The following is a 14,253-nucleotide window of genomic DNA, read 5'->3' on the forward strand; positions in this document are numbered from 1 at the left end:
CCCGCACCGTCCCCCCACGGCCCGCACCGCCCGCACCGTCCCCCCACCGCCCGCACCGTCCCCCCACGGCCCGCACCGCCCCCACGCACCACCGCGTGAAATTCTGCCGTCATGCTCTTCGCCCGCTCCGCCGCCCTGTTCGTCGTCGCCGCCCTCTTCGAGATCGGTGGCGCCTGGCTCGTCTGGCAGGGAGTACGGGAGCACCGGGGCTGGATCTGGATCGGCGCCGGAGTCATCGCCCTGGGCGCGTACGGTTTCGTGGCCACGCTCCAGCCGGACGGCGAGTTCGGCCGCATCCTCGCCGCGTACGGCGGGGTCTTCGTCGCCGGGTCGATCGCCTGGGGCGTGGTCGCCGACGGCTACCGCCCCGACCGCTGGGACGTCATCGGCGCGCTGGTCTGCCTGGCGGGCATGGCCCTGATCATGTACGCCCCGCGCGGGCGCTGAACCCGCCGCTGACGGCCCCGCTCCGGTGTCCGCGCGGCCGCCGGAACCCGTCCGCGCCGGCCTGCCTATCCTTGGCCCGTACCGATCAGCTGTCCGAGGAGATCGCCATGGCCGCCACCCCCATCGCCGTCATCACCGGCGCGAGCAGCGGCATCGGCGCCGCGACCGCCCGGCAGCTGGCCGCCGCCGGTTACCGCGTCGTGCTCACCGCCCGCCGAGAGGACCGCATCGAGGCGCTCGCCGCCGAGATCACCGCAGCCGGTCACCAGGCGACGGCGTACGCCCTGGACGTCACCGACCGCGCCGCCGTGGACGAGTTCGCCACCGCGTTCCGCAGCCTCGCCGTGCTCGTCAACAACGCGGGCGGGGCGCTCGGCGCCGACCCCGTCGCGTCCGGCGACCCGGCGGACTGGCGCCAGATGTACGAGACGAACGTCATCGGCACCCTGAACGTCACCCAGGCCCTGCTCCCCGCCCTCACCGCGAGCGGCGACGGCACCATCGTGGTCCTCACCTCGACCGCGGGCCTGTCCACCTACGAGGGCGGCGGCGGCTACGTGGCGGCCAAGCACGGCGAACACGTCCTGGCCGAGACCCTGCGCCTGGAGATCGTCGGCACCCCGGTCCGCGTCATCGAGGTCGCCCCCGGCATGGTCAGGACCGAGGAGTTCGCGACCACCCGCTTCCGCGGCGACACCGAGAAGGCGGCCAAGGTCTACGCGGGCGTCGACGCCCCCCTGACCGCCGACGACGTGGCCGACACGATCACCTGGGCCATCACCCGCCCCAGCCACGTCAACATCGACCTCCTGGTGGTCCGCCCCCGCGCCCAGGCCTCCAACTCCAAGGTCCACCGGACGCTCTGACCCGACGGGGCGGAGCCGGGCGGCCGAGGGCCACGGGCCGAGGTCCGATCACCGGGACCGACAGGGCCCGTCAGCCCTTGACGCACACCACCTGCTTGAGCTTCGCCACGACCTCGACGAGGTCCCGCTGCTGATCGATGACCTGCTCGATCGGCTTGTACGCGGCCGGGATCTCGTCCACGACGCCGGAGTCCTTACGGCACTCCACACCCCGCGTCTGCTCCTCCAGGTCCTTCGTGGAGAAGCGCCGCTTCGCCGCGCCACGGCTCATCCGGCGCCCCGCACCGTGCGACGCCGAGTTGAACGACTTCTCGTTGCCCAGGCCCTTCACGATGTACGAGCCGGTGCCCATGGAGCCCGGAATGATCCCGAACTCACCCGCTCCGGCGCGGATCGCGCCCTTGCGGGTGACCAACAGGTCGAGGCCGTCGTAGCGTTCGGCACTGACGTAGTTGTGGTGGCAGCTGATCTCGGGCTCGAAGGTGACCTTCGCCTTCTTGAACTCCCGGCGCACGACGTCCTGGAAGAGCTTCATCATGATCGCGCGGTTGTACTTCGCGTACTCCTGCGCCCAGAAGAGGTCGTTGCGGTACGCCGCCATCTGCGGGGTGTCCGCGATGAAGACGGCCAGGTCACGGTCTACGAGGTCCTGGTTGTGCGGCAGCTTCTGCGCCTGGCCGATGTGGAAGTCGGCCAGTTCCTTGCCGATGTTCCGGGATCCGGAGTGCAGCATCAGCCAGACCGAACCTGTCTCGTCGAGACAGAATTCAATGAAGTGATTGCCGGAGCCGAGCGTTCCCATCTGCTTTGTGGCGCGTTCCTGACGGAATTTGACCGCATCGGCGACCCCATTGAACCGCCCCCAGAAGTCGTCCCACCCCGACGTCGCGAACCCGTGCAGTGAGCTCGGGTCCACCATGTCGCCGTGCATCCCCCGGCCCACCGGAATGGCCTGCTCGATCTTCGAGCGCAGCCGCGAGAGGTCACCCGGCAGATCGTTGGCGGTCAGGGACGTCTTCACCGCGGACATACCGCAGCCGATGTCCACACCCACCGCCGCCGGGCAGACCGCGCCATGCATCGCGATCACCGAACCGACGGTCGCGCCCTTGCCGAAGTGGACGTCGGGCATCACCGCGAGGCCCTTGATCCAGGGGAGTGTGGCCACGTTCTGAAGCTGCCGCATCGCGACGTCCTCGACCGAAGCCGGGTCGGCCCACATCCGGATGGGAACCTTCGCCCCCGGTATCTCCACGTACGACATAACCCCTCGATTCCCCCGAAAAGATGGAAAGCGCAAAACCGGTGCCAAGATCGGCAAATGAGTCGGCCGACCGGCATTCACAGCGGTGCGTGCGATACACATTGTGTCCATCGGCCGCCTCCGAGCGGCAACCTGTTTTCTCGTACCGAAGGGAGCCTGGGACCGTGCGACACATGGCGTACGTACCCGGCGTCGCGCTCCTCGCAGCGCTCGTCGTCGGCTGCAGTTCCGGCTCGGACGGCGACGCCGGCGACGCCGACAGCAAGCCGGGCAGCCCCACGGTCTCGGCCGCGCCCCCCGGCAAGTACCGCACGCTGCCCGAGGCTTGCCGCGCCGTGCCGCCCGGCACGCTGAGGGACCTGCTCCCCGGCACCGCCGAACTGCCGCAGGACCAGCAGGAGAAGGTCTTCCAGGGGGCCCCGTCCGTCACCTATGACACCGATCGCAAGGTCGGCTGCACCTGGAAGTCCCAGGCCCCGGACGGGTCCCGGAACCTGGTCATCGACTTCGAGCGCGTCGTGTCGTACGACCCCGCCGTCAGCGACGACGACCGCGCCCGCGACGTGTACGCGCAACGGGAGAACGCGGCCGACCTGCCGACCGCCGCCGCGCCCCACGAGGACGAGAAGAAGGACAAGGAGGGGGAGAAGAAGGGCAAGGCATCGGTCACTCCGTCCGGCACCGCCACCACCCCTTCCGCTCCCGCCACCGACGCCTCGTCCGGCAGCGGTAGCGACACCGACGACCTCCGGCCGCGCGTCCTGGACCACCTCGGAGACACCGCGTTTCTGGACGATCTGCTCACACAGGCAGGTTCCACCGCACAGCACCGCACCGTCAGCGTGGTATTCCGCACATCGAACGTCATCGTGACGGTCCAGTACACCGAGCAGCCGTCCCTCGTCACCGAGGTGCCCGACAGCAGGGAACTCCAGGAGAAGGCCCAGGCACTGGCCCGGAAGCTGGCCGAGGGGCTCAGCGAGTAGACCCGTCACGGCCGCCGCCGCGCGGGCGGATTCCGGTCCGCCGACGTCCGTGACCGTGGCGGCATCCGGCCCCCGTCCGTCGTACCGTGGCTCTTCGGCAACACCCCCACCGACCGGCCGCCCGCCGAGAGACCGCCCGCCCGCACGACCGAGATCTCCGTGCCATCCGAGTGAAGGAACCATGCACCGATCAGCCCCGCGACTGTCCCGCATACTCGCCTGCGCCGCCGTTCCGGTGATGCTCGTAGCCGCCGGCTGCTCGTCGGACTCCGACGGCAAGAAGGACTCGGGCTCCTCCTCGGCCGCATCCCCCAGCGCGAAGAAGTCGAAGGCGACCGTCGAGCCGGCGAAGTTCGACGCCCTGCCCGACCCGTGCACCTCGATCACCAAGAAGACGATCGAGGACCTGGTGCCCAAGGCCAAGAAGAAGAACGGCACGGCCGGCAAGTCCAGCGACCTCACGGCCCGCGGCAGCTGCTCCTGGAACGGTCTGGACGACAACGGCGTCAAGGGTTCGCAGTACCGCTGGCTCGACGTCGGCTTCACCCGCTTCGACTCGGACCAGGCCCTGGGCAGCGGCGCCAAGCGCGCCGCGGACGACTACGCGAAGCAGATCACCAAGGCCCAGGCGACCGAGGACGCCGAGAAGCTCGCGACGGCCCCCGTCACCGGCATCGGCGAGCAGGCCACCGCCGTCACCTACGGCCTGACCAAGACGAGCGAGGACTTCAAGTACGCGACCGTGGTGGCGCGTACGGGCAACGTCGTCGTCACCCTCACCTACAACGGTGCGGGTTACGCGGGCGCCAAGACCCCCTCCGCCTCGGACATCCTGAAGGGCGCCGAGAAGGCGGCCAGGGAAGCGGTCGCCGCGGTCTCCGGGGACGACGGCTCAGAGGCCCCCTCCGCCACCACCGGCAGCCCCTCGACGAAGCCCAAGGCCAAGACCGACGCCAAGGACGACGGCAAGTCCGGCTCCGGCGACAAGGCCAACCCGAAGACGACCCGCAAGGCGTCCGCGAAGACCACGCACTAGTCACCCCCGGGCCCGATCTGACGGCCCGGCAACAATGCCGCCGGGCGACCGAACGGCCCTGCCCAGAGACGCTTTTCCGAAGCCCGGCCCGCCCCCGCGGACCGGGCTTCGCCCCTCCCCGCGCAACGCGACCCGCACGCATGTGCCAGGCTGTGCCCGCGCCGGAGGTCGGAATCCGGGCGGAGAACGACATCGGGGAGGGGATCGCGGGTGGCCGCGATGCAGCTGACACGCACGCACCGGATACTCATCGGGGTCGTCGTCGCCGGTGCGGTGCTCATCGCCGCGATCGGGTTCGCGGGCTCGTACGCCGCCGTGCGCGAGCTCGCGGAGCAGAAGGGCTTCGGGGACTTCTCCGTGGTCTTCCCGATCGGCATCGACGCCGGCATCTGCGTCCTGCTCGCGCTGGACCTCCTGCTGACGTGGATGCGTATCCCGTTCCCGCTGCTGCGCCAGACGGCCTGGCTGCTGACGGCCGCGACGATCGCGTTCAACGGTGCGGCCGCCTGGCCCGACCCGCTCGGCACCGGGATGCACGCCGTGATCCCGATCCTGTTCGTCGTCTCCGTCGAGGCCGCCCGCCACGCGGTGGGCCGGATCGCGGACATCACGGCCGACAAGCACATGGAGGGCGTGCGCCTCACGCGCTGGCTGCTCTCCCCCGTACCCACGTTCAAGCTGTGGCGCCGGATGAAGCTGTGGGAGCTGCGCAGCTACGAGCAGGTCATCAAGCTCGAACAGGACCGGCTGATCTACCAGGCCAGGCTCCAGGCCCGGTTCGGCCGCAACTGGCGCCGCAAGGCCCCGATCGAGTCCATGATGCCGCTGCGCCTGGCGAAGTACGGCGTTCCGCTCGCCGAGACCGCCCCCGCCGGACTCGCCGCCGCGGGTATCGAGCCCGCCCTGCTGCCGCCGGTCGAAGCCGGTCAGCCTCAGGGCGAGCTGCCGTACGTGCCGCAGCAGGAGCACGAGCAGGGCTACGAGCAGCAGCAGTACGGCGCCCCGCACCCGCAACAGCAGCAGCACCCCCAGCAGCACCCGCAACACCAGCAGCAGGTCCAGCAGGTCCAGCAGCAGCAACTCCAGCAGCAGTACCCGCAGCAACAGGGCCCCGGCTCCCACGACAGTCCCTGGTTCGCGGCCCCGCAGGTCCCCGACAACGCGCACGAGAGCGCGTACAACCCGACGTACGTCGAGGGCCTGGAGCCCACCCCGGTCATGATCCCTTCGGGCCCCGGCGGCCGGACCCGCCCGCTCGGCAATGTGGGCACGATCGGCGCGGTCCCCCACCCCCGCGCCGCGGAACCGCAGCCGACGGCCGGAGAGCAGCAGCCGCAGGACCAGGCGCAGGATCAGCAGGAGCAACAGCCCCAGCCGCCGCTCCTGCACAAGCAGGAGCAGAGGCAGCAGCAGGCGCAGGACCAGGAAGCCGACGCGGCGCAGTCCGCCCGGCTGGCCGAGGCCGAGGCCGAGTTCGTGGGCATCGCGTACGAGGTCTACGCGGCGTACACCAACCAGAACCAGAGCTATCCGAGCCTGGAGATCCTGGACATACACCTCACCGACGGGCACAACGTGCATCACCCGGACAGTGAGGCCCTGCTCCGCCGGCTGATGCCGGAGTTCAAGAAGCGCTTCGACAGCGAGATGGAAGCCGAGCACATCGCATAACGGCGGCCCCTCACGCAACGGCCTTCCCTCGCATAACGGCGGCCCCTCACGCAACGGCCGTCCCTCGCACAACGCCGGTCCCTCGCGCAACAGCCGTCCCACCGCCGAGCGCATCGCGCGACAGCCGCGCACCTCGCGCACCTCGCGCACCAACGGCGGAAGGGCCGTCACCCAGGTCTCCGGGGTGACGGCCCTTCCGTACGGGAAACGCGACGCCTACGCGCCCAGCAGCCTGCGTACCCGGTCCGCTCCCACGGCCAGCAGCAGCGTGGGCAGTCGCGGACCGGTGTCCCGGCTGACCAGCAGCCGGTACAGCAGGGCGAAGAACGACCGCTGGGCCGCCTTCAGCTCGGGCGTCGGCTTGGCGTCCGGCTCCAGACCGGCCAGCATCTTCGGCACCCCGTAGACGAGCGTCGTCAGCCCGTCCAGCGACCAGTGCGAGTCCAGCCCCTCCAGGAGCAGCCGCAGCGACTCGCGGCCCTGCTCGTCCAGCGAGCCGAGCAGTTCCTTGTCCGGCTCGTCGCGCACGATCGTGCGGGCCTCGGCCGGGACCTGGGTGGTGATCCAGTTCTCGGCGCGGTCGAGGCGTGGACGGGCCTCGTCCAGCGAGGTCAGCGGGTTCTCCGGGTCCAGCTCGCCGAGAATGCGCAGCGTCTGGTCCTCGGCACCGGCGGTGATGTCGGCGACCGAGGCGAGGGTCCGGTACGGCAGGGGGCGCGGGGTGCTCGGCAGCTCACCGGCGGCCGTGCCGATCGCGCGGGCGTACGCGGCGGCGTCGGCGGGCAGCACCGAGCCGTCGGCGACCTTGCGGCCCAGCGAGTCCCACTCGTCGTACAGCCGCTGGATCTCCTGGTCGAAGGCGATCTTGAAGGACTGGTTGGGCTTGCGGCGGGCGTACAGCCAGCGCAGCAGCGGCGCCTCCATGATCTTCAGGGCGTCGGCCGGGGTGGGCACACCGCCCTTGCTGGAGGACATCTTCGCCATGCCGGAGATGCCGACGAACGCGTACATCGGGCCGATCGGCTGGACGCCGTCGAAGACCTCGCGCACGATCTGGCCGCCGACGACGAACGACGAGCCGGGCGAGGAGTGGTCCACGCCGCTGGGCTCGAAGATCACGCCCTCGTACGCCCAGCGCATCGGCCAGTCGACCTTCCAGACGAGCTTGCCGCGGTTGAACTCGTTCAGCCGAACCGTTTCGGCGAAGCCGCACGCCGAGCAGGTGTAGTTCAGCTCGGTGCTGTCGTCGTCGTACGAGGTGACGACGGTGAGGTCCTTCTCGCAGTTGCCGCAGTAGGGCTTGTACGGGAAGTAGCCCGCCGAGCTGCCGCTGCCGTCGTCCTCGTCGGCGGCGCCGGAGCCCTCGGCGGCCTCCAGCTCGGCCTCGTCGACCTTCTTCTGCTGCTGGGGCTTCTTGCCGCCCTTGCCCGCGGGACCGGCACCGGCCGCGCCGTCCTTCTTCGTCCGGTAGCGGTCCAGGACGGCGTCGATGTCACCGCGGTGCTTCATCGCGTGCAGGATCTGCTCGCGGTACGTACCGGCGGTGTACTGCTCCGTCTGGCTGATTCCGTCGTACTCGACGCCCAGCTCGTCCAGCGCGCCCGTCATCGCGGCCTTGAAGTGCTCGGCCCAGTTGGCGTACGCCGATCCGGCCGGGGCGGGCACCGAGGTCAGCGGCTTGCCGATGTGCTCGGCCCAGGACGCGTCGACGCCGGGGACCCCGTTCGGGACCTTGCGGTAGCGGTCGTAGTCGTCCCAGGAGATCAGGTGCCGCACGGTGTACCCGCGGCGGCGGATCTCGTCGGCGACCAGGTGCGGGGTCATGACCTCGCGGAGGTTGCCGAGGTGGATCGGGCCCGAAGGGGAGAGCCCGGAGGCGACGACGACCGGTTTGCCAGGCGCACGACGCTCCGATTCGGCGATGACATCGTCCGCGAAGCGGGAGACCCAGTCGGTCTCGGTGCTGCTCTGACTCTCGGCCACGGTCGGCACGTCCTTCTCTCGTGTAGGTCCCATCGGGGGGCACCGCCCATTCTCCCAGGTACCACCCACAGCGCGAAAACGGCTTTGCGCCGCGTGGGATACTCGGGTGATCCCCTGTACCCCTACGGAAACGGCAGCCAGGCCATGGCATCGGTCACTTCCCTCGCTTCCACGCTCCAGCAGCAGCTGGCGGACGCCCTGACGGCAGCCCTGCCGGAGGCCGGCACCGCGGACCCGCTGCTGCGCCGAAGCGACCGGGCCGACTTCCAGGCCAACGGCATCCTCGCCCTCGCCAAGAAGCTCAAGGGCAACCCGCGCGAGCTGGCGTCCCAGGTCACCGCCGCCCTCCCGGAGACCGGTCTGATCAAGGACATCGAGGTCTCCGGCCCCGGCTTCCTGAACGTGACGCTCACCGACCGGGCGATCGTCGAGACGCTGGCCGCACGGGCCGCGGACGCCGAGGGCCGCCTCGGCGTCCCGTTCAGCCCCACGGCCGGCACCACGGTCATCGACTACGCCCAGCCGAACGTGGCCAAGGAGATGCACGTCGGTCACCTGCGGTCGGCGGTCATCGGTGACGCGATGGTCCAGATCCTGGAGTTCACCGGCGAGAGCGTCGTCAGGCGCCACCACATCGGTGACTGGGGCACCCAGTTCGGCATGCTCATCCAGTATCTGACCGAGCACCCGGACGAGCTGGGCCACCAGGACGCCGAGGGCGGCGACGGCAGCGCGGGCGAAGCCGCCATGTCCTCCCTCAACCGTCTCTACAAGGCATCGCGGGCGCTCTTCGACTCCGACGAGGAGTTCAAGGCGCGCTCCCGGGACCGGGTGGTCGCCCTCCAGGCGGGCGATCCGGAGACGCTGGCCATGTGGCAGCGGTTCGTCGACGAGTCGAAGATCTACTTCTACTCCGTCTTCAACAAGCTCGACATGGAGATCCGCGACCCCGACATCGTCGGTGAGTCCGGCTACAACGACATGCTCGAAGAGACCTGCCGCATCCTGGAGGAGACGGGCGTCGCCGTCCGCTCCGAGGGTGCCCTGTGCGTGTTCTTCGACGATGTGAAGGGCCCGGACGGCAACAAGGTCCCGCTCATCGTCAAGAAGACGAACGGCGGCTACGGCTACGCGGCCACCGACCTCTCCGCGATCCGCGACCGGGTGCAGAACCTGAAGGCGAACACCCTGCTGTACGTCGTGGACGCCCGGCAGTCCCTGCACTTCAAGATGGTCTTCGAGACGGCCCGCCGGGCGGGCTGGCTGAACGAGGACGTCCATGCGCACCAGCTGGCGTTCGGCACGGTCCTCGGCAAGGACGGCAAGCCGTTCAAGACCCGTGAGGGCGTCACGGTCCGGCTGGAGGACCTGCTGGACGAGGCCGTGGCCAGGGCGACCGCGGTGGTCCGGGAGAAGGCCGAGAAGGTGGGCCTGTCCGAGGAGGAGATCGTCGAGAACGGCCGGTACGTCGGCGTCGGCGCGGTGAAGTACGCGGACCTGTCCACGTCCGCCGTGCGGGACTACAAGTTCGACCTGGACCAGATGGTGTCGCTGCACGGCGACACGTCGGTGTACCTCCAGTACGCGTTCGCGCGTATCCGGTCGATCCTGCGCAAGGCCGGGGACGCGAAGCCGGTCGCCCACCCGGAGCTGGAGCTGGCCCCCGCCGAGCGCGCGCTGGGCCTGCACCTGGACCAGTTCGGCGAGGTGCTGGCCGAGGTCGCCGCCGGGTACGAGCCGCACAAGCTGGCCGCGTATCTGTACCAGCTGGCGTCGCACCTCACGACGTTCTACGACCAGTGCCAGGTACTCAGCGAGGACAACGCGCCGGAGGTCGTCGAGAACCGGCTGTTCCTGGTCGAGCTGACCGCCCGCACGCTGCACCAGGGCATGAAGCTGCTCGGCATCCGGACCCCCGAGCGCCTCTGAGCACCTCCGGGCGCCTCTGAGCACCCGGCGCATCCGTTACGCGGACGGCGCGGCACACGCCCTGTGTGCCGCGCCGTCCGCGTAACGGCCGCCGAAACCGCCTTCCGGCATCAGAAGTCGGGTTCCACCCACTGGGCCGTGTCGTGCCGGTAGCGGTACTCGGGCCGGGTCTTGATGCTGCTCGTACGGAACGGCTTGCCGTGGTCGTCGATGCGCAGCGTCCCCTTCCGGCCCCCGCTGCTCCACTCCAGCTCCAGGTACCAGGTGACGTCGTGCCCCTCCACGTGCGCGTCGAGGTTGAACACCTCCACGTCGGTGGAGCTGACCTGGTACGGGAAGCCCTTCGCGGGTACGACGGTGTCGCCCTGCTTCCCGGCGACCGGCTTCGAGCGCGGCCGGCTGTCGTCCAGGTCGATGTCGAAGCTCTGCGGTGTGACGCCGCTCCCGCACCCGTCGCCCATCGAGTACGCGGACCAGGGCAGCGGCGCGTTGCGCCCCAGTACCCGCACGTGCATGGCCTGGAGGACGACCACGTCCTTCGAGGTCCCCTGGAGGGTGAGTTCGAGCATCATGGCGCCCCCGTCCACCCCGCCCAGCGCCTTCGCCCAGCCCCGGGTGTCCTGCGGTACGGGCGGCGGCGGTACGTCGTCGGGCTTCTGGTCGAGCAGGTAGTACTGCCCGCAGGGCTCCTCCCAGTTGTACGAACTGATGGTGGCGGTCACGGGTACGCCACCGGCGGCCGGCGCCTTGGGCGAAGCGGACCTCGGAGGCGCGGAACCCGTTGCCGACGTGGAAGGCGTGGCCGGGGAACCGTCCTTGGAGGGTGTCCCCGAGGGCGTCGGAGAGCCGGTCGCCGCCAGGGCGCTCCTGTCGGCACCGGGCACCGCGGGGACGTCGCCCTCGGATGCGCCGGAGCCGCTGCGCGCGTCGTCCGCCGGTGAGCCCGCGAGGTTACCGGCGATGAGCGCACCGGAGACGGCGAGCGCGACGACGGCGGTCGCCGCCAGCAGGACCCGCAGCCGCCGCGAGGCGAACCGCCCCCGACGGGCCGGGGCGGTCCGCCCGGCGGCGGGTCCCCCGGCGAGTACGTCCGCGGGTTCATCGGCCCGCGAGTCGCCCTGCGTGTCGGCGGGTCGGCCGGCAGGCTGCCCGGCTGGCCGGTCGGCAGGCACGTCGGCCCTCGATACGGCCTCCGGCGTTGACGGCGGCTCAGGTGCGTCCACCGGAGGCTCCGCCGGGACCACCGGAACCGCTGCTTCCGCCGAAGGCGCGGGCACGGGCACCGGCACGGGGCTCGGCCCCGCCTCCGACTTCCCCGCGCCCCGCCGCCGCGCCTCATCGGCCACGATCCACCGCCGGTGCAGCGCCACCAACTCGTCGCCCGTGGCCCCGCAGAGCCGCGCCAGCCGCTCGACCGGCGCGTACTCGTTCGGCACGGCATCCCCGTTGCAGTACCGGTGAAGGGTGGACGTGCTGACGTGGAGTCTTCCCGCGAGAACCCCGTAGCTGCGCCCCGAACGGTCCTTCAGTTCTTTCAGCAGAGCCGCGAACTCCACGGCCTCCGGCGTCGCCACTACGGCGTTCCCCCTCCTGATGCGTCCCGGAACACCGTTCCAGGGACGTGGAATCTGCCCAGGTCACCGTACGCGCAGGCGTTCCAGCATTCCCAATGGGCCGAGCGGCGTTGCGGCCGGAATCGTTCGCCCCGCAAGCTGTGGACACACCGCAGGGCAACCCAGCACTCACCGGGAAGCAGCCGTGTCCTTTCGTTTCCGCATCGAACCCATCGATGTCCTGGCGATCTGCGTAGTGATCGCGGCCACGACGGTCGTGACCCTCCTGATCCGCCATCACTGACCTGCCGGGTCAGCCTTCACACCACCTCACCACGCACCACTCCACGGGGAGAAACACCATGCGCAGCAACCGCATCCGCACGACCGCCCTCGCCGCCACCGCCCTCCTGGCCGCCCTCTCGCTCACCGCCTGCAATGGCGAGGACAGCGCGGCGGGAGCCTCCGGTTCCACGCCTCCGGCGGCCTCCACCGGAGGCCAGGCGGACCAGAAGCCCTCCGCGAAGGGCGACGCCGAGGACAGCAGCGGCGACACGGAAACCATCGACGGAACGAGCAGCACCAACGCACCCGCCGCCAAGGGCCCGGACATCAAGACCCCGGACACCAAGACCCCGGCCAAGAGCTCCAGCTCGGCCCGCACCGTGTGCAAGGCCTCGAACACCAAGCTCACGCTCACCCCCGTGAGCCGCCCCGTCAACCACATGCTGCTCACGGTCACCAACACCGGCAGCAAGAACTGCGACGCGTACTACTACCCCGCACTGCGCTTCGGCGAGGCCCAGTCCGTCCCGCCGGTCTACGAGGACAGCAAGCCGCAGGCCGTGGTCACCCTCGCCCCGGGTGAGTCCGGATACGCCGGTGTCATGACGTCCTCCGCCGACGGCAGCGGCACCGGCGGCTACTCGACCAAGGACCTGTCCGTCGGCTTCGCGGGCAAGGGCGGCATCTCCGACAGCGCCGGCCCCGCGGCCGTCGTCCCGCTGAGCAAGAGCGTGTACGTGGACAGCACCCTGAAGGTCACCTACTGGCAGCGCGAGATGTCCGACGCGCTCAGCTGGTGAACCGCACTCCACCGGAACACCGACCCGCCCTCCCCGAAGGGCAGTAGCTCGTACCATCGGGGAGGGGGCCGAGGACCGGGAGCGGGGATCGGCACCGGGGGGAAGGGGCGTGGTGGGTCATGCGCGGGACGACCGAACAGCACGCCCGGCCCCCCTGGCCGTCCCGTATGAGGACATGGGGCGCGATCGTCGGCCCACTCCTCCTGGCCTGCGTCCTGCCGCTCCTCATGGTCCTGTGGGCCGGGGACGGCGCACGGAAACTCATGACCGGCGAGTCCGCCACCGTCCGGAGCGTCGCACGGTGCACGCAGGGCGGCGGCGGCCAGTCAGGCCCCTCCTACTGCTACGGAAGGTGGGCGTTCGCGGACGGCCACACGGAGTCCGGGAAGATCACCGGCGGAAGAGTGACCGAGGGCGACACGATCTTCGCGGGCCCCGGCTGGGCGTACGGGTCCACCTCACCGCTCCACACGAAACTCTGGATCACGGTCGCCCTCTTCTGCGCCGGAGCCGGCGCCCTGGGTGCCAGTTGGGTGACCTACCGCAGGAGCCGGGACGCCCGGGCCCCGGGCAAGGCCCCCGACGAGAATCCCGGCGACGCCGTCGCGGACACGGCTTAGCATCGGCGGCATGGCGATGTTCGTGCACCTGACACCCTCGGCGAACGCGGCGCGCATCCGCCGCTCCGGAATACGGGCCATCAGCCACGGCCGCACCGGATCACGGGGCCTCTACTGCTTCCCCGTCCTCCCCTCGTACACGCTCACCCACCAGTGGCTGCGCGAACTGGCCCGGCACGGCGGCCAAGGCCCCCTCGTCGCCGTCCACATCCGCCTGCCGGACGACGAACCCGTCACCCTGGGCCGCTACCACCGGGACCCCGCGACCACCACCGCCGCCGAGGCGGTCCGCCGCACGGCCGCCCTGGAGGACCCGCGCGGATGGGAGGTGTTCGTCCCCCGTCCGGTCACCCGACGCGAGGTGCACCGGCTGCGCCCGGTCAAGCAGGTCACCGGCTGGCGCTACATCCCCGACGCGCACGGCAGGCCCCCCTGCACCTGCTTCGGCTGCCGGGTACGCGGCGAGTACGGCTCACAACGCCTGCGCCGGCGCCGCCCGCACCCCCTGGACGGCCCGGCCCCCGCCGCAGCGGTGCTCCTGCGCCGGATCGCCGCGGCGGGCGATCCCGGGGACCCCGCCCAACTCACGGATGCGCTCTACTGGTTCCGGATGCGCCGACGCGGCCCACTGGACCAGCTGACCCACCTGGCCGACCACCCCGACCCCGCGGTCCGGGTGGCCTTGGTGGACGCGGTCGCCCACTGGTCGACGCCGGGCGTCGCGGACCTTCTCCACCGCCTGTCGGCCGACCCGGACGCGGACGTCCGCGAGGCGGTCGAAGACGCCACGCCCGACCGGGACGCCTGACGCGG

General features: G+C 70.8%; 12 protein-coding genes. 9 read left to right on the forward strand and 3 right to left on the reverse strand.

All coding sequences use genetic code 11. The annotated features are described in order from the left end of the window. Nucleotides 1-111 precede the first annotated feature (111 nt). Together OG251_RS16915 and OG251_RS16920 are read left to right on the forward strand one after the other, a co-directional pair. Nucleotides 112-447, forward strand: a complete 336-nt coding sequence (locus OG251_RS16915; protein WP_326677972.1) for a YnfA family protein — start codon at nucleotides 112-114, stop codon at nucleotides 445-447. A 107-nt stretch (nucleotides 448-554) separates the two neighbouring features. Next, entirely contained in the window at nucleotides 555-1,313 is a 759-nt protein-coding gene (locus OG251_RS16920) for an SDR family oxidoreductase (RefSeq protein ID WP_326677973.1), read from the forward strand. A 70-nt stretch (nucleotides 1,314-1,383) separates the two neighbouring features. On the opposite strand, the gene OG251_RS16925 is transcribed toward OG251_RS16920, so the two are convergent. Next, nucleotides 1,384-2,577 carry an RtcB family protein gene (locus OG251_RS16925; RefSeq protein ID WP_326677974.1) on the reverse strand — a complete coding sequence of 398 codons (1,194 nt, stop codon included), beginning with the start codon at nucleotides 2,575-2,577 and terminating at the stop codon, nucleotides 1,384-1,386. A gap of 173 nt (nucleotides 2,578-2,750) precedes the next feature. Between OG251_RS16925 and OG251_RS16930 the strand changes: the two genes are divergently transcribed. The 3 genes from OG251_RS16930 to OG251_RS16940 all read left to right on the forward strand — a co-directional run bounded on the left by OG251_RS16930 (nucleotide 2,751) and on the right by OG251_RS16940 (nucleotide 6,270). Continuing rightward, nucleotides 2,751-3,563, forward strand: coding sequence for a DUF3558 domain-containing protein (locus tag OG251_RS16930; protein WP_326677975.1), 813 nt, complete (start codon nucleotides 2,751-2,753; stop codon nucleotides 3,561-3,563). 181 nt (nucleotides 3,564-3,744) lie between these two features. Then, nucleotides 3,745-4,599: a DUF3558 domain-containing protein gene (locus OG251_RS16935; RefSeq protein WP_326677976.1), complete on the forward strand. Its 855-nt coding sequence runs from the start codon at nucleotides 3,745-3,747 to the stop codon at nucleotides 4,597-4,599. A gap of 210 nt (nucleotides 4,600-4,809) precedes the next feature. Beyond that, a complete protein-coding gene (locus OG251_RS16940; RefSeq protein WP_326677977.1) occupies nucleotides 4,810-6,270 on the forward strand; it encodes a DUF2637 domain-containing protein in 1,461 nt (486 codons plus the stop codon). 216 nt (nucleotides 6,271-6,486) lie between these two features. Here OG251_RS16940 and lysS read toward each other — a convergent pair whose 3' ends face one another. Next, on the reverse strand, nucleotides 6,487-8,262 hold the full coding sequence (lysS, locus tag OG251_RS16945) for a lysine--tRNA ligase (protein ID WP_326681292.1): 1,776 nt from the start codon (nucleotides 8,260-8,262) through the stop codon (nucleotides 6,487-6,489). 135 nt (nucleotides 8,263-8,397) lie between these two features. Between lysS and argS the strand changes: the two genes are divergently transcribed. After that, a complete protein-coding gene (argS, locus tag OG251_RS16950; protein ID WP_326677978.1) occupies nucleotides 8,398-10,182 on the forward strand; it encodes an arginine--tRNA ligase in 1,785 nt (594 codons plus the stop codon). Between the two features lie 110 nt (nucleotides 10,183-10,292). Here argS and OG251_RS16955 read toward each other — a convergent pair whose 3' ends face one another. Next, complete coding sequence (locus tag OG251_RS16955; protein ID WP_326677979.1) at nucleotides 10,293-11,756, reverse strand: helix-turn-helix domain-containing protein; 1,464 nt, start codon at nucleotides 11,754-11,756, stop codon at nucleotides 10,293-10,295. A 341-nt stretch (nucleotides 11,757-12,097) separates the two neighbouring features. Between OG251_RS16955 and OG251_RS16960 the strand changes: the two genes are divergently transcribed. From OG251_RS16960 to OG251_RS16970, 3 genes are all read left to right on the forward strand, one after another. Further along, on the forward strand, nucleotides 12,098-12,820 hold the full coding sequence (locus tag OG251_RS16960; RefSeq protein WP_326677980.1) for a DUF4232 domain-containing protein: 723 nt from the start codon (nucleotides 12,098-12,100) through the stop codon (nucleotides 12,818-12,820). A gap of 119 nt (nucleotides 12,821-12,939) precedes the next feature. Continuing rightward, nucleotides 12,940-13,440 carry a hypothetical protein gene (locus OG251_RS16965; RefSeq protein ID WP_326677981.1) on the forward strand — a complete coding sequence of 167 codons (501 nt, stop codon included), beginning with the start codon at nucleotides 12,940-12,942 and terminating at the stop codon, nucleotides 13,438-13,440. Nucleotides 13,441-13,450: 10 nt separating this feature from the next. Further along, the gene (locus OG251_RS16970) at nucleotides 13,451-14,248 is read left to right on the forward strand and encodes a HEAT repeat domain-containing protein (protein ID WP_326677982.1); all 798 of its coding nucleotides are present in this window, start codon (nucleotides 13,451-13,453) and stop codon (nucleotides 14,246-14,248) included. Nucleotides 14,249-14,253: the final 5 nt, after the last annotated feature.

Origin of the sequence: Streptomyces sp. NBC_01237 (genome assembly GCF_035917275.1) — a bacterium.
GTDB lineage: Bacteria > Actinomycetota > Actinomycetes > Streptomycetales > Streptomycetaceae > Streptomyces.

Coding starts and splice junctions, on each gene's coding strand:
- OG251_RS16915 (WP_326677972.1), top strand. CDS start 112: ATGCTCTTCGCCCGCTCCGCCGCCCTGTTCGTCGTCGCCGCCCTCTTC.
- OG251_RS16920 (WP_326677973.1), top strand. CDS start 555: ATGGCCGCCACCCCCATCGCCGTCATCACCGGCGCGAGCAGCGGCATC.
- OG251_RS16925 (WP_326677974.1), bottom strand. CDS start 2,577: ATGTCGTACGTGGAGATACCGGGGGCGAAGGTTCCCATCCGGATGTGG.
- OG251_RS16930 (WP_326677975.1), top strand. CDS start 2,751: ATGGCGTACGTACCCGGCGTCGCGCTCCTCGCAGCGCTCGTCGTCGGC.
- OG251_RS16935 (WP_326677976.1), top strand. CDS start 3,745: ATGCACCGATCAGCCCCGCGACTGTCCCGCATACTCGCCTGCGCCGCC.
- argS (WP_326677978.1), top strand. CDS start 8,398: ATGGCATCGGTCACTTCCCTCGCTTCCACGCTCCAGCAGCAGCTGGCG.
- OG251_RS16960 (WP_326677980.1), top strand. CDS start 12,098: ATGCGCAGCAACCGCATCCGCACGACCGCCCTCGCCGCCACCGCCCTC.
- OG251_RS16965 (WP_326677981.1), top strand. CDS start 12,940: ATGCGCGGGACGACCGAACAGCACGCCCGGCCCCCCTGGCCGTCCCGT.
- OG251_RS16970 (WP_326677982.1), top strand. CDS start 13,451: ATGGCGATGTTCGTGCACCTGACACCCTCGGCGAACGCGGCGCGCATC.